The following is a 13438-nucleotide window of genomic DNA, read 5'->3' on the forward strand; positions in this document are numbered from 1 at the left end:
CGCTGGTCGAGCGCGCGGCAATGCCGCGGACTATCCCGGGGCCAGAACAGAATCGTCGGCGCCGGGCTTCGTCAGGTCTCTCGCGGCATTTTGGGGCTGATGCGTCCAACAGGCCGGAAAATCAACATGAGTGGGGACTGACTCCGGACTGCGTGTTTATGAGCGGTCCCGAGAGTCACAACAAAAGGGAGGACTGTCATGCACAAGAAACCGGAAGCCAGAGGCGGAGAGCGTCTGTCAGGTCTACCGATTAGGCGTCGCGATGTTCTGCTCGGCGCCGCCTCGGCTCTCACCATATCGGCTATGGCGTGGGGCCTGGCGGAGCCAGCCACGGCCGAGTCTCAGAAGAAGCCGAATATACTCATCATCTGGGGCGACGACATCGGCTGGTGGAACATCAGCGCCTACAACCAGGGCATGATGGGCTACAAGACGCCCAACATCGACAGTATCGCGAAAGAAGGCGCACTCTTCACGGACTACTACGGCCAGCAGAGCTGCACCGCCGGCCGCGCCGCCTTCATCACCGGTCAGACGCCTTTCCGCACTGGTATGCTGAAGGTCGGCCTGCCGGGCGCCAAGGAGGGGCTGCAGCCTGAAGACCCGACGCTTGCGGATCTGCTCAAGGCGCAGGGCTACATGACCGGCCAGTTCGGCAAAAACCATCTCGGCGACCGCGACGAGCACCTGCCTACCGCCCACGGTTTCGATGAGTTCTTCGGCTCACTCTACCATTTGAACGCCGAGGATGAGCCAGAGCATCCCGACTACTTCAAAGACCCGGAGATGCAGAAGAAATACGGGACGCGCGGCGTGATTCATTGCTGGGCGAACCCGGATGGCACCCAGAAGATCGAAAGCACGGGACCGCTGACGAAGAAGCGCATGGAGACGATCGATGCTGAGGTCACCGAGAAAGCGCTTGATTTCATGCAGCGGGCGAAGGATGCAAACAAGCCGTTCTTCCTGTGGTGGAACTCCACACGGATGCACATCTGGACGCGGCTGAAGAAGGAAAGCGAAGGTAAGACAGGTCTCGGCATCTATCCCGACGGCATGGTCGAGCATGACGGTCAGGTCGGCCAGGTTCTCGAAAAGCTCAAAGCGCTTGGCCTCGACGACAATACAATCGTCATGTATTCAACCGATAACGGCGCCGAGAAGTTCACTTGGCCCGACGGCGGCCAGTCGCCTTTCCGCGGTGAGAAGAATACCAATTGGGAAGGCGGCTACCGGGTGCCTGCCATGGTGCGCTGGCCGGGCGTGGTCAAGCCGGGCACGATCCTCAACGATATCGTGTCACACGAAGACTGGATCCCGACCTTGATGGCGGCGGTTGGCGAGCCCGACATCGGCGAGAAGCTGAAGGCCGGCCTCAAGGTCGGCAAAAAGACCTACAAGGTTCACCTCGATGGCTACAATCAGATGGACTACTTCGCCGGCAAGGGGCCGGACCCCCGTCATGAGTTCTTCTACTTCAACGACGACGGGTCGCTGGTAGCCTTACGCTACGACCAGTGGAAGCTGGTCTTTGCGGAGCAGCGCGGCGAAGGGTTCGAAGTCTGGGAGGAGCCGTTTGTGCCGCTGCGCCTGCCGAAGCTGTTCAACCTGCGCTCCGACCCGTTCGAAACGGCCGATCACGAAGGCATGGACTATGACCGCTGGCGCGTCGAACATGTGTTCCTGCTGGTGCCGGCACAACAATATGTCGGCAAATTCCTTGCCACGTTCAAGGAATTCCCACCGCGACAGAAGCCAGGCAGCTTCTCGATCGACCAGGTTCTTGCGAGCCTGACGGCCGGATCCGCCGGTACAGGCGCGAACTGATGCGAACTTCGGTCGCGCCCGGCCGGACCGGGCGCGGCAGCCAGACCAAAGGCTGGACTCTCGTGGATATGAAGAGCCACTGAAAGCGCCGTGGAGGGTGCGTCCAATGAAAGTTATGGATGGCGGAACTCAGCTCCCCGTGGAACATGAACCTTCACCCACGCGGGGCGAGGCGCCGTTTTCAAACATGGTCTGGATTCCCGGTGGCGAGTTCTTGATGGGTTCGGACCGGCACTATCCTGAGGAAGCGCCCGCACACCGAGCCCGCGTCGGCGGTTTCTGGATCGACCCGTGCACCGTTACGAACCGGGACTTCGGCCGCTTCGTCGCGGAAACTGGCTACGTGACCTTGGCCGAGAGGGCCGCCAACCCTGTCGACTACCCGGGCGCCAACCCGGAAATGCTGGCACCGTCCTCGACCATCTTCAAGAAGCCGTCCGGTCCGGTGGACATGCGCAACCACTACAACTGGTGGGCCTATGTGCGTGGCGCCAACTGGCGGCATCCGCGCGGGCCTGCCAGCAGCATAAAGAAGCTCGACACCCATCCTGTCGTGCACATCGCCTACGAGGACGCGGAAGCTTATGCGAGCTGGGCAGGGAAGGCGCTGCCGACCGAGGCCGAGTGGGAGTTCGCCGCGCGTGGCGGGCTGGACGGCGCCGACTTCGTATGGGGCGACGAACTGACCCCAGGTGGCCAGCATATGGCCAACACCTATCAGGGCGAGTTTCCCCATCGCAACGACTGTGAGGACGGCTACGAATGGACCGCGCCGGTCGGCTCCTTCCCGGCAAACGGCTATGGACTTTATGACATGGCCGGCAATGTCTGGCAGTGGACTGTCGACTGGTACCAAGAGCATCGCCGCATCGAGAGCCCATGTTGTACGATGGAGAACCCACGCGGCGGCGAGCGGGAGGAGAGCTACGATCCGCTGACACCCGACATTCGGATTCCGCGCAAGGTCACCAAGGGTGGTTCATTCCTCTGCGCACCTAATTACTGCCGGCGCTACCGCCCGGCTGCCCGCATGGCGCAGCCGGTCGATACGTCAACCTGTCACCTCGGCTTCCGCTGCATCGTGCGTCCAGCCTGATGGACCCGCTCGGCAAGCGCTATCGCGCGGAGAAGTGCGAAACAGAGTAGAGAGACATCACAGTGGGGTTCGGGTCAATGCGTGGGCGAGTTAAGTGAACTACATCGGCGCTGCTTCTGCTTATACGAGCTGCATGCGCGGCGGTTTGCGACCTCTGCCGTAGCCTGTTGCGACCTCAGTCAAGGGGAATTAGCTCTTACTAATATGTTAAACAAAGAGGGGACGATCGGAAGCCGAGTACGCCAGGAAGGCGCCGGTGAACCGAACGTCACTGTTGATGTTCCGGAACTTCTAACATGAGGGGAAAAACTATGCGAAACTCCATGACACTTATCATGGCAATGTCAGTAGCACTTTCGTCTGCAACGGCAGCCTACGCACAAACAGAGAATCCCCTTCCCAAAGCCAGCGATGTGCTTGTCCGATACGGAGATGACGTCGAGGGCTGGACGATTTATGCAAATCAAACCCGTGGAGATTGCTTGCTCGTGCGCCAAGATGGCCCAAGTGCGGTCCAAATGGGCGTTACCGCAAATCAGGATGTCGGGTATCTTGGCGTGTTCACGAAGGTGGATATCGGCCTTCAGAACGGGACCAAGTCGGACATCTTCGTCTCCTTGGATGGCCACCTCTACAAGGGTGTGGCCACTAGCTCGAGCGGCGAACTCAAGGGCGGATATTCTGGCGGCTATATCTTGACCGACGATCCGAAGTTTAAGCGCGACGTGGCGAAGAAATACAAAATGACCGTTTTTCCGAAGACTAAAGGAGCCTTCGTCGTCGACCTGAAGGGGACTTTCAAGGCAATGGCGGTCGGTCGCAAATGCCTCAAGCATTGATCGAGCGGAAAAAATTGAAGAGCGGGTTGCCGTGTTCGTGACCTCGCGAATAAGTCGCGACTTATGCATCATCCGTGCATTCCACACGAGGCGCGGGCAATTGTCCGACCGATGAAAGCAGAGCCGCGGATGGATCGCGTTGCGGGGGCCGCTCAGCCGAGAGCCGTCCAGGCGGCGCGCCTTGATCGGCATAGACAGGTCCCGTCACGACAATCGCTCTACCAGTGGCGGCGGCGCACTGGCGACCGCAGCTCTCGCGCTAGACGATGGGCAAGCGTGCCGCTGCGTCTCGGCTCGTGACGGATCGAGAGCCCCTGTTGCACGATGGAGAATCCGCGCGGCGGGGAGCGGGAGGCGAGTTACGACCCGCTCACGCCCGACATGAGGATTCCGCGCAAGGTCACCAAAGGCGGGTCCTTCCTGTGCGCCCCCAGCTACTGCTGCCGTTACCGCCCGGCCGCCCGCATGGCGCAGCCCGTGGACACCTCCACCTGCCACCTTGGGTTTCGCTGCGTCGCGCGTTCGTCGTGACGAGCACGCGCTGAGATGTTCAGGTCGCAGAAGACAGGACCTATCGCTTCGTGCGAATGTAGCTTCATGAAGGGCTTTGGATTCTTGTTGCCGTCCATCTACACTACGAAATGCGGGTCCAGAGTGAACAGCGCTATCTGGCCTTTCGCATCGCGCCGGTCGCATGAGAGACGATGAATTCGCGAACGGTGAGGGGCGATCTGCGGCCTCCTCAGTAATACGAATTGAAAATTGCGCCCTCATGTTTCACAACAGGTCGGTTAGGCCCCAGGATGGCTTCCCCAACCGCCCCGGTTCCCAAGGCGAGAATTCGAAAAGACGTTCGGAAATGACCCAGCACGTACAAGACGCTCGAATTCTCATGTACAGCCACGACACGTTCGGGCTCGGCCACCTGCAGCGCTGTCGGACCATCGCGCATTCGCTGGTCGAGGATTTTCGTGGACTTCAGGTGCTGATCATTTCCGGCGCGCCTATCGCCGGCGCCTTCGACTATCGCGCCCGTGTCGACTTCGTGAAGATCCCCAGCGTCATTAAGTTGCGCAACGGCGAGTATACCTCGCTGGAAAAGGATATCGATCTGCATGAGACGCTCAGGATGCGCCAGTCGATCATCCGCCACACGGCCGAGACCTTCCGGCCGGATATCTTCATCGTCGACAAGGAACCGCTCGGCCTGCGCGGTGAGATCGAGGACACGCTGTCCTACCTCAAGACGCGGGGTACCACGCTCGTGCTTGGCCTGCGCGAGGTGATGGATGCGCCGCATCTGCTCGAAGCAGAGTGGGCACGCAGGGATGTGATGCGCAAGATAGGCCTGTTCTACGACAAGGTCTGGGCCTATGGCCCGCCGGATTTCTACGATCCGTTGACTGGCTTGGATGTGCCGCCCGCTGTCAGGGCAAAGATGAGGTTCGTCGGTTTCCTGCAACGGCGCCTGCAGCGGAACGAGTTGCCCGGCCACCGGCCCGAGGGTGAGTATATCCTCGTTACCACAGGGGGCGGCGGTGACGGCGCGGAACTGATCCACGACGTCATCGATGCCTATCAGCAGAACCCGCAGCTGCAGCACAGGGCGCTGATCGTGCTTGGGCCCTACATGCCGGCGCGCAAGCGCAACAAGCTGCTCAAGAAGGGGGCCAAGATCTCCTGCATCAAGATCATCGAGTTCGACAACCGCATGGAAGACCTGATTGCCGGGGCCAAGGCGGTAGTGGCGATGGGTGGTTACAACACCTATTGCGAGATACTGTCTTTCGACAAGCCGGCGCTGATCGTGCCGCGCGTCGAGCCCCGTGAGGAACAACTGATCCGTGCTCGGCGCGCTGCCGAACTCGGCCTCATCGAGATGCTTTTGCCGGACGAAGCCAAGGATTCCCAGCGGTTTGCCGATGCACTGGTGGCGCTGCCTGACCGGCCCCGCCCATCACAGAGCAATCCGCATCTGAGACTGGAAGGGCTGCCCCATATTTCCGAAATCGTCGCGGAACTGCTCGACCGGCGGGCCAGCCCTCACCTTTCGGTCATTGAAGGAATGAGCTGAGTTGCAACGCCGCAAGATCGTCGTGGTTCTGAAGGGCTATCCGCGGCTGTCGGAAACCTTCATCGCGCAGGAACTGCTCGGTCTGGAGCGCGCGGGGTTCGACCTGATACTCGTCGCGCTCAGGCGGCCGACCGACGAAAAACGCCATCCCGTGCATGACGAGATCAAAGCGCCCGTCCGTTATCTGCCGGAATATCTGCATGAAGAGCCGCTGCGCGTGGTTCGCTCGCTGCTTGCCTATCTGCTGCGGCCGGGTTTCTGGCGCGCGCTCGGATCGCTGGCTACCGATATCCCCCGCGACTTCACGCGCAATCGCGTGCGCCGCTTCGGGCAGGCGCTCGTGCTGGCGGCCGAATGGCCGGAAGACGCGGGATGGTTGCATGCGCATTTCGCGCACACGCCGGCATCGGTGACGCGCTATGCCAGCCTACTTCGTAGCCTGCCCTGGAGCTGCTCGGCCCATGCCAAGGACATCTGGACTTCGGAAGACTGGGATTTGGCCGGCAAGCTTTCCTCGGCGCGCTGGACGGTCACCTGCACGAAAACCGGCTTCGATCGTCTGAAAGAACTCGCCAACGGCAACTCGTCCGTGCATCTGAGCTACCATGGGCTCGACCTCGATCGCTTCGGCAGTTTCGGCGAGGCGCGAAAACAGCGTGACGGCTCGGCGCCGAACGAACCGGTCATCATTCTGAGTGTCGGGCGCGCCGTTGAAAAGAAAGGTTACGATACCCTGCTGAAGGCCCTTGCCCTCTTGCCTGGCGATTTGGCGTGGCGTTTCGAGCATATCGGCGGCGGCGAGGAACTGGAACGGCTCAAGGCACTGGCGCGAAAGCTTGGATTGGATGGCCGTGTCTCCTGGAAAGGTGCGCTTGCGCAGGAGGAGGTGCTTGAGCACTACCGCTGCGCCGACATCTTCGCCCTGGCCTGCAGGATCACCGCAAATGGCGACCGTGACGGTCTGCCGAATGTCCTGGTGGAGGCGGCCAGCCAGCGGCTTGCCTGCGTGTCGACCGATATTTCCGGCGTGCCGGAGCTTTTATCGCCGGATGAAACCGGGCTGCTGGTTCCGACGGAAAACCCAATTGCCCTGGCACAGGCGCTGGAGCGCCTGATCCGTGATCCCGTGCTGCGCGCCCGCCTCGGCGACGCCGCGGAGCGGCGCGTGCGCGGCAATTTCGATCATACGGCAAGCATTGGACAGCTCAAGGAACTGTTCGAGCGCGAGTGGCGGGCCGCCGATTGAAGCGCGTCTTCCTCTATGTCCAGCACCTGCTCGGTATCGGCCATCTCGCGCGCTCCAGCCGCATCGCAGCGGCACTGGTCGATGACGGGTTTGACGTAACCGTCGTGACCGGCGGCGCGCCGATCGCCGGGTTTCCGGGACCGGGGGTAAAAACTGTAACCCTTCCGCCTGTCACCTCCGGTGATGAAGGATTTTCCGGACTTGTCGACCTGCAGGGCAAACCGGTCGACGATGATTTCAAGAAACGGCGTTCAGAGATGCTGCTGCAGGCATACAGGGATTGCAGGCCTGATGTCGTCATTGTCGAGGCCTTTCCATTTGGACGCCGGCAGATGCGCTTCGAACTCATGCCGCTGCTCGAGGCCATCGAGGCGTCATCGCCCAGACCGCTGCTGGCGACGTCCGTCCGCGATATCCTTCAGGAGCGCGTCAAGCCGGGCCGAAACGAGGAAACGGTCGATCTCATCAACAGGCATTTCGACCTTGTCATGGTCCATGGCGATCCGGCTTTCGCAACCATCGACAAGACATTTCCACTGGCTGGGGCAATCAGGGCCGAGGTCACCTACACAGGGCTCGTTGCCGCGCCGCCATCGCCCGCGGCCACCGAGCGCTTCGACATTCTGGTGTCGGTTGGCGGCGGGGCTGCCGGGAGGGGCCTTGTCAGCTCCACCATCGCAGCGGCGCGGAATGCCAACAATGGCTGGAAATGGTGTTTGATCACCGGTCCCAACCTGCCGAAAGACGAGTTTGACGCCATCGCACGCGATGCCACGCCGGGCCTGTCCGTCTTCCGCTTCCGCGAGGATTTCGCCAGCCTGCTGACCGGCGCCCGCCTGTCGGTCTCGCAGGCGGGCTACAACACGGTCTGCGATGTCCTGCGCGCGGGTTGTCGCTCCCTGCTCGTGCCGTTTGCTGCCGGCGGGGAAACCGAACAAACGGTTCGCGCCCTGATGCTCGAAGAACTCGGTCTTGCAACGGTGCTGATGGAAAAGGACCTGACGCCTGAAGGCTTGGCGCAAGCGATCGAACAGGCGCTTGCGGCCCCGACGCCGTCCGCGCATCGTCTCGATCTGGAAGGCGCGCGTCATACGGCGCAAATCCTGCGCGAGCGGCATCGAACATGGTCAGTAAAATCCTGACGCGGATCGCGTCGGGGTTAGAGTTCGCGCAACGCGCTTCAAACAGTTCCAATCAGCATGAAGCGCGTATATTTTTTTGTCGGCAGTTCGCCGGAGAACCGCATCTCCCGCAGCGACGCCATTGCTTCGAAGGCTGCAAGTGAAGCCACGCAGTTGATGTGCGTCGGCTCGCTGAAATAGTCATTCGATTGCAGCAGTACATTCGTGCCCCGCGGGAGCAGGGCAAGCCAGGCGCCGAGATCGGCGATATGCTCGCAGCTCGTGTTGACTATCAGGTCGGACCGCCCGGCGTGTGCATAATCGAGTGCGTACATATCTGCCGTCAGCGCCCGGAACCGGTCGCCGGCGTCCCGGTTGAGGGTCCGGGCAACTGGCGCGACCTCGGGATCGATGTCGATACTATCGACTGCAGCAATATCGAAGCGGGGGTCGTTGAAAAGCATTGCCGGCAATATGCCGTACCATCCGCCCAGAACCCATATGCGCGCGAAGTGCCCGCCGCAGCTTTCGAACAGTCTGTCGAGCGCCCACATCTTGCAGGCCACCTGCTTGTGGTTGAATGCGTTGGCGATGTCGGCCTGCGGATGTTTGGCGATGACGCGCGCCAGCCCCGCCACGAGAGGGTGATTGACATAGGCAGCAATTCCCCGCGTGAGGTCCAAGGCCTGCTCGTGCCCGTCCATGCCGGCATTGCGCGGTTGCGTGACATCCATCATATTCGCCTTGTACGTTGGGATTTCGGGCGACACAACGCAATCTTGCCCCGCCAAGCCGCCTCGCAGGCTTCGAACGCGTCGCCGGCGATGATTGCCGATGCGCCGTCCACCAGCTGAGGCTTTACTTCGTTCGTTAAACTGAAGGTCCACAGTCGCATATGGAACCCAGCCTTGCTCGCTATATCTGGACGCACACCAAGAAGCAGCAGCTCTGGATATTGGTTATCGTCTTGCTTTCGATGATTCCGTATTTCATGTCCTTTGACCTGCCGAAGCTGATCGTCAACGGCCCGATCCAAGGCAAGGGCTTCGAGCAACCGGGCGCGACCCAGCCATTCATGCGGCTCCACTATAACCTGCCGTTCATCGGAGAGGTCCAGTTCTTTCCTGGCTTTCAGCTCGACCGCACGACGACGCTGTTTGCCCTCAGCCTCGTGTTCCTCTTGCTGGTCATCATCAACGGCCTGTTCAAATTCTACATCAATACCTACAAGGGTCGGCTCGGCGAACGCATGCTGCGCCGTATCCGCTTCGAACTGGTCGATCGTGTGCTGCGGTTTCCGCCGCGTTATTTCAAGCGCGTGAAATCCGCCGAAGTGGCGACCATGGTCAAGGACGAGGTGGAGCCGCTGGGCGGTTTCATCGGCGATGCTTTCCTGCAGCCGGTGCTACTCGGCGGCCAGGCGGTGACGGCCATGCTGTTCATCGTGGTCCAGAACTTCTGGCTCGGAATGATCGCCGCCGTGATCGTGGCGATCCAGATCGTGCTCATCCCGCGAATGCGGCGGCGGCTGATCGTGCTCGGGCGCAAACGGCAGTTGACGGCGCGCGCGCTTTCGGGCCGCGTCGGCGAAATCGTCGACGGCATCGGCGCTGTTCACGTCCATGATACATCAAACTACGAGCGCGCCGACATAGCTGCCCGGCTCGGGCTCATCTTCAAGATCCGCTTCGATCTTTACCAATGGAAATTCATGGTGAAGTTCCTCAACAATTTTCTCGCGCAGATCACGCCGTTTCTGTTCTACATGGTAGGTGGGTATCTGGTCATCCAGGGACGGCTGGACGTCGGCCAGCTCGTGGCCGTGATCGGCGCCTACAAGGACCTGCCCGGACCGATGAAGGAACTGATCGACTGGGATCAGGACCGGCAGGATGTCCAGGTCAAATACCAGCAGGTCGTCGAACAATTCACCGTCGAGGGTCTCATTGCGCCGCAAATCGGCGCACTGACGATCGATGATCCCGGTCCGATGACCAAACCCCTGTCCGCGATCGGTCTGTCCATGGCGGACGATGGCGGTGCAATGCTCCTCGACCGTATCTCTCTCCAGGTCAAGCCCGGTGAGACGGTGGCGCTGGTCAGCACCTCAACAGGTGGAGCGGAGGCGCTCGCAGAGGCCTTCGCGCGGCTGAACTGGCCGGAAAGCGGAAAGGTCGCTTCGGGTGCCGACGACCTGCTTGAACTTCCCGAAGCAGTGACCGGCCGGCGCATGTCCTATGCCTCGTCGGATGTTTTCCTGTTCCAGGCAAGCCTTCGCGACAATCTGCTCTACGGGTTGAAGCATGCGCCGCTGACACCGGTGACTTATGACGGTGCCGCAGCGGACCAGCAGCGCTGGAACATCCACGAGGCGCGCCGGTCGGGCAACCCGGACCTTGATATCCACAGCGACTGGATCGACTACGCTTCCGTCGGCGCTACCGGCCCGCACGACCTCTTTGAAGCCGTGCGCCAGGTGCTCGACGCGGTTCTTCTGTCGCGCGACATTCTCGATCTAGGCTTGCGTTCTTCGGCCGACCTCACGCGTCACACGGAGCTTGCCGGGCGGATCGTCGAACTGCGTGCGGCGCTGCGAACCCGACTGGAACACGAAGGATTGAGCGGACTGGTGGTTCCATTCGAACCGGGCGCCTACAACAAGGAAGCAACGATCGGCCAGAACCTGCTCTTCGGCGCTGCCGCAGGCCCGGAGCTGGCCGACAAGGCTCTGGCGGCAAATCCCTATTTTGCTTCCGTGCTGAGGCAAGCCGGCCTCGATCGAACGTTCTACGAAATGGGCTTGGAGATCGCCGAACAAGCGATCGAGCTGTTTGCCGATCTGCCGCCCGATCACCAGTTCTTCCAGCAGCTCGCGTTCATGAGCGCCGAGGAGATACCCGCCTACGAAACCTTGCTGCAACGGCTCAAGAACCGTCCCTACGAGACGGTCTCGGAGAACGACCGCGCTATGATGGTCACCCTGAGCTTTGCCTATATCGAGCCCCGGCATCGCTTCGGCCTGCTGGGCGAGGAATTGATGAACAAGATCGTTGCCGCACGCAACCGATTCCATGAAGACCTTCCGCCCGAGCTGCAAAATGCGGTCGAACGCTACGATCCTGCCAAATACATTGCCGCGGCTACGGTCATGGACAATGTCCTGTTCGGGCGTCTGGGTAGCAACCATCCCGACGCGCCGGATCGCATACGCTCCATCGTCTATGATATTCTCGATGAATTGGGGCTTTATGCCGAACTGCTGGATGTCGGTTTGGACTTCAACGTCGGCGCCGGCGGCAGGCGGCTGACCGCTGGGCAGCGACAGAAGCTCGATGTTGCCCGAGCTCTGCTCAAGCGGCCCGATTTTCTCATTCTCAACCGACCGCTGTCGGCGCTCGACCAGCGCGTGCAGGACAAGGTGCTGCAAAACGTGCTCGAGGAAGCCAGACGCGACGGCCGTTCGCCGGCAATTGTGTGCGTCGTGACGAATCCGGCAATGGCGATGATGTTCGATCGCGTTGTCGTCTTCGACTCGGGTCGATTGGTGGAAGACGGACCGCACGAGACGCTTTTGGCCGGGGACGGTATTTTCAAGGAACTGGTGTCATAGAGCATGAGACATTCAGATGGGATCATTCCACCGGTAGGACCTTGCTGCAAGATCAAGAGATTGAGCTTTCCAGCTGGTTGGGCTCGCCACCTCAAGTGGTTCGTATTGCCACCCGGAAACGGAATTGATTTCATCTGGGCGTCGGTTGTTCTAGTCTGGCAGACGTGAATTTTGGGAGGTTTGCGACAATGCTGCTCAAGGATGAGGTTGGAATGCTGCAACGCGTTCCCTTGTTCTCCGGCATAGAGTCGGCAAAGCTCAAGCTGCTTGCGTTCACATCCGATCGCGTAAGCTACAGCGCCGGCCAGATCCTTTTCCGGCAAGGCGATGAGGGAGACGCCGCCTATGTCATCCTTTCAGGGAAGGCGGATATTCTGGTCGATTCCGACAACGGACCGATAAAAGTTGCCGAACTGCTGCCAAATTCGATCGTTGGCGAGATCGCCATATTGTGCAACAGCTCCCGCACGGCCACCGTCAGAGCCGCAAGTCCGGTGGAAGCCTTGAGAATTCGCAAGGATCATTTCCTGAGGCTTATGAGGGAGTTCCCGGAAATGACCATCGAGATGGTGCGGGTCCTCGCCGATCGCCTAAGCCATACGACCGCGGATCTGATCGACGCACGGAGCGCCAAGTAACCAGTGACGCGCACTTAATTCTCGCCGTTGTGATGGCTCCGGCTAGCATGGGCGACTGGACCGCGAAGGAGCAGCATGGAGGACGACGTTTTCCTGGTCAGGTTTTGGGGGGTGCGCGGCAGCATTTCGGTATCGGGGCCAGAATTCTCCCGCTATGGCGGCAACACGATCTGTATTGAGATGCGATGCGGTAAGCATACGCTTCTCTTCGACGCGGGCTCGGGCCTGCCGCCTGCCGGCCGAACGCTTCGGGCGTCGGGCGTAACCGATTTCGACCTGTTCTTCACCCACTGCCATTACGACCACATCATCGGGCTGCCGGCTTTTAAGCCGATCTACGACCGTAGCGTCAAAGTCAGGCTTTGGTCCGGGCATCTTGCAGGACGCATGACGACCCGGCAGATTGTCGATGAGTTCATGCGGCCGCCTTGGTTTCCGGTGCGACTGGACGTCTGCAAGGCAAGCCTCGACTACCGCGATTTCGTATCAGGAGACGTGCTTCGGCCGCGCGAAGGGGTGGTGATCCGGACCGGCAGTCTCACCCATCCCGGTGGCTGTATAGGCTATCGGGTCGAATGGGGCGGCCGTGTCGTGGCAGTGATCACAGACACTGAACACGAGCCGGGCAAGCTCGATCAGGCGGTGCTCGGCCTGATCGAAGATGCCGACCTCGTCATTTACGATTGCACCTATACCGAGGAGGAAATGGAGCGCTACCGCGGTAACGGGCACTCGACATGGCAACAGGGCATCAAGCTCTGCGAGGCGGCCGGCGCGCGGGAGCTTGCGCTGATCCACCACGATCCGGCACGCACCGACGAGGAACTGGACGAGATCGAGAAACTGGCCAAGGACAGGTTTGCCGGCGCTTTTGCCGCGCGGGATGGCCAGACGCTTGAATTTCCAGTCTTATCACACAAAGCGCGCTAAGCTATTTTCCTCTATCTTCTTGTTTTGACGCAATTCCGGACGGAAGGCTACAGCGAA

10 protein-coding genes and 1 pseudogene are annotated in these 13438 nt (G+C 60.6%); 10 read left to right on the plus strand and 1 reads right to left on the minus strand.

What is annotated here, in order from left to right; genetic code table 11:
* The first annotated feature begins 198 nt into the window (after nucleotides 1–198).
* The 7 genes and pseudogenes from EN862_RS04650 (at nucleotide 199) to EN862_RS04680 (ending at nucleotide 8224) form a co-directional block, all read left to right on the plus strand.
* On the plus strand, nucleotides 199–1827 hold the full coding sequence (locus EN862_RS04650; protein WP_127864646.1) for an arylsulfatase: 1629 nt from the start codon (nucleotides 199–201) through the stop codon (nucleotides 1825–1827).
* Nucleotides 1828–2014: 187 nt separating this feature from the next.
* The gene (locus EN862_RS04655; protein WP_127864647.1) at nucleotides 2015–2923 is read left to right on the plus strand and encodes a formylglycine-generating enzyme family protein; all 909 of its coding nucleotides are present in this window, start codon (nucleotides 2015–2017) and stop codon (nucleotides 2921–2923) included.
* 311 nt (nucleotides 2924–3234) lie between these two features.
* Nucleotides 3235–3762, plus strand: a complete 528-nt coding sequence (locus EN862_RS04660) for a hypothetical protein (protein WP_127864648.1) — start codon at nucleotides 3235–3237, stop codon at nucleotides 3760–3762.
* A gap of 303 nt (nucleotides 3763–4065) precedes the next feature.
* Nucleotides 4066–4293, plus strand: a pseudogene (locus tag EN862_RS04665) (SUMF1/EgtB/PvdO family nonheme iron enzyme); the annotation flags it as partial.
* 328 nt (nucleotides 4294–4621) lie between these two features.
* The gene (locus tag EN862_RS04670) at nucleotides 4622–5836 is read left to right on the plus strand and encodes a glycosyltransferase family protein (protein WP_127864649.1); all 1215 of its coding nucleotides are present in this window, start codon (nucleotides 4622–4624) and stop codon (nucleotides 5834–5836) included.
* Nucleotide 5837: 1 nt separating this feature from the next.
* Nucleotides 5838–7082 carry a glycosyltransferase family 4 protein gene (locus EN862_RS04675; RefSeq protein WP_127864650.1) on the plus strand — a complete coding sequence of 415 codons (1245 nt, stop codon included), beginning with the start codon at nucleotides 5838–5840 and terminating at the stop codon, nucleotides 7080–7082.
* The gene (locus EN862_RS04680; protein ID WP_127864651.1) at nucleotides 7064–8224 is read left to right on the plus strand and encodes a glycosyltransferase family protein; all 1161 of its coding nucleotides are present in this window, start codon (nucleotides 7064–7066) and stop codon (nucleotides 8222–8224) included. Before EN862_RS04675 ends, EN862_RS04680 begins: the two co-directional genes overlap by 19 nt.
* A 38-nt stretch (nucleotides 8225–8262) precedes the next feature.
* Here EN862_RS04680 and EN862_RS04685 read toward each other — a convergent pair whose 3' ends face one another.
* Nucleotides 8263–8937 carry a class I SAM-dependent methyltransferase gene (locus EN862_RS04685; RefSeq protein ID WP_127864851.1) on the minus strand — a complete coding sequence of 225 codons (675 nt, stop codon included), beginning with the start codon at nucleotides 8935–8937 and terminating at the stop codon, nucleotides 8263–8265.
* Between the two features lie 161 nt (nucleotides 8938–9098).
* Between EN862_RS04685 and EN862_RS04690 the strand changes: the two genes are divergently transcribed.
* The 3 genes from EN862_RS04690 to EN862_RS04700 all read left to right on the plus strand — a co-directional run bounded on the left by EN862_RS04690 (nucleotide 9099) and on the right by EN862_RS04700 (nucleotide 13381).
* Nucleotides 9099–11813 (plus strand): ABC transporter ATP-binding protein, encoded by a 2715-nt coding sequence (locus EN862_RS04690; RefSeq protein WP_127864652.1) that lies wholly within the window; start codon nucleotides 9099–9101, stop codon nucleotides 11811–11813.
* Between the two features lie 188 nt (nucleotides 11814–12001).
* Complete coding sequence (locus EN862_RS04695; RefSeq protein ID WP_126081340.1) at nucleotides 12002–12451, plus strand: cyclic nucleotide-binding domain-containing protein; 450 nt, start codon at nucleotides 12002–12004, stop codon at nucleotides 12449–12451.
* 75 nt (nucleotides 12452–12526) lie between these two features.
* Nucleotides 12527–13381: an MBL fold metallo-hydrolase gene (locus EN862_RS04700; protein ID WP_127864653.1), complete on the plus strand. Its 855-nt coding sequence runs from the start codon at nucleotides 12527–12529 to the stop codon at nucleotides 13379–13381.
* The last annotated feature ends 57 nt before the right edge of the window (nucleotides 13382–13438 follow it).

This window comes from Mesorhizobium sp. M2E.F.Ca.ET.219.01.1.1, assembly GCF_004016445.2.
GTDB lineage: Bacteria > Pseudomonadota > Alphaproteobacteria > Rhizobiales > Rhizobiaceae > Mesorhizobium.

Bases quoted from the DNA above. Each gene is read 5' to 3' on its own strand.
- EN862_RS04650 (WP_127864646.1), top strand. From the start codon at position 199: ATGCACAAGAAACCGGAAGCCAGAGGCGGAGAGCGTCTGTCAGGTCTA.
- EN862_RS04655 (WP_127864647.1), top strand. From the start codon at position 2,015: ATGGTCTGGATTCCCGGTGGCGAGTTCTTGATGGGTTCGGACCGGCAC.
- EN862_RS04660 (WP_127864648.1), top strand. From the start codon at position 3,235: ATGCGAAACTCCATGACACTTATCATGGCAATGTCAGTAGCACTTTCG.
- EN862_RS04670 (WP_127864649.1), top strand. From the start codon at position 4,622: ATGACCCAGCACGTACAAGACGCTCGAATTCTCATGTACAGCCACGAC.
- EN862_RS04685 (WP_127864851.1), bottom strand. From the start codon at position 8,937: ATGGATGTCACGCAACCGCGCAATGCCGGCATGGACGGGCACGAGCAG.
- EN862_RS04690 (WP_127864652.1), top strand. From the start codon at position 9,099: ATGGAACCCAGCCTTGCTCGCTATATCTGGACGCACACCAAGAAGCAG.
- EN862_RS04695 (WP_126081340.1), top strand. From the start codon at position 12,002: ATGCTGCTCAAGGATGAGGTTGGAATGCTGCAACGCGTTCCCTTGTTC.
- EN862_RS04700 (WP_127864653.1), top strand. From the start codon at position 12,527: ATGGAGGACGACGTTTTCCTGGTCAGGTTTTGGGGGGTGCGCGGCAGC.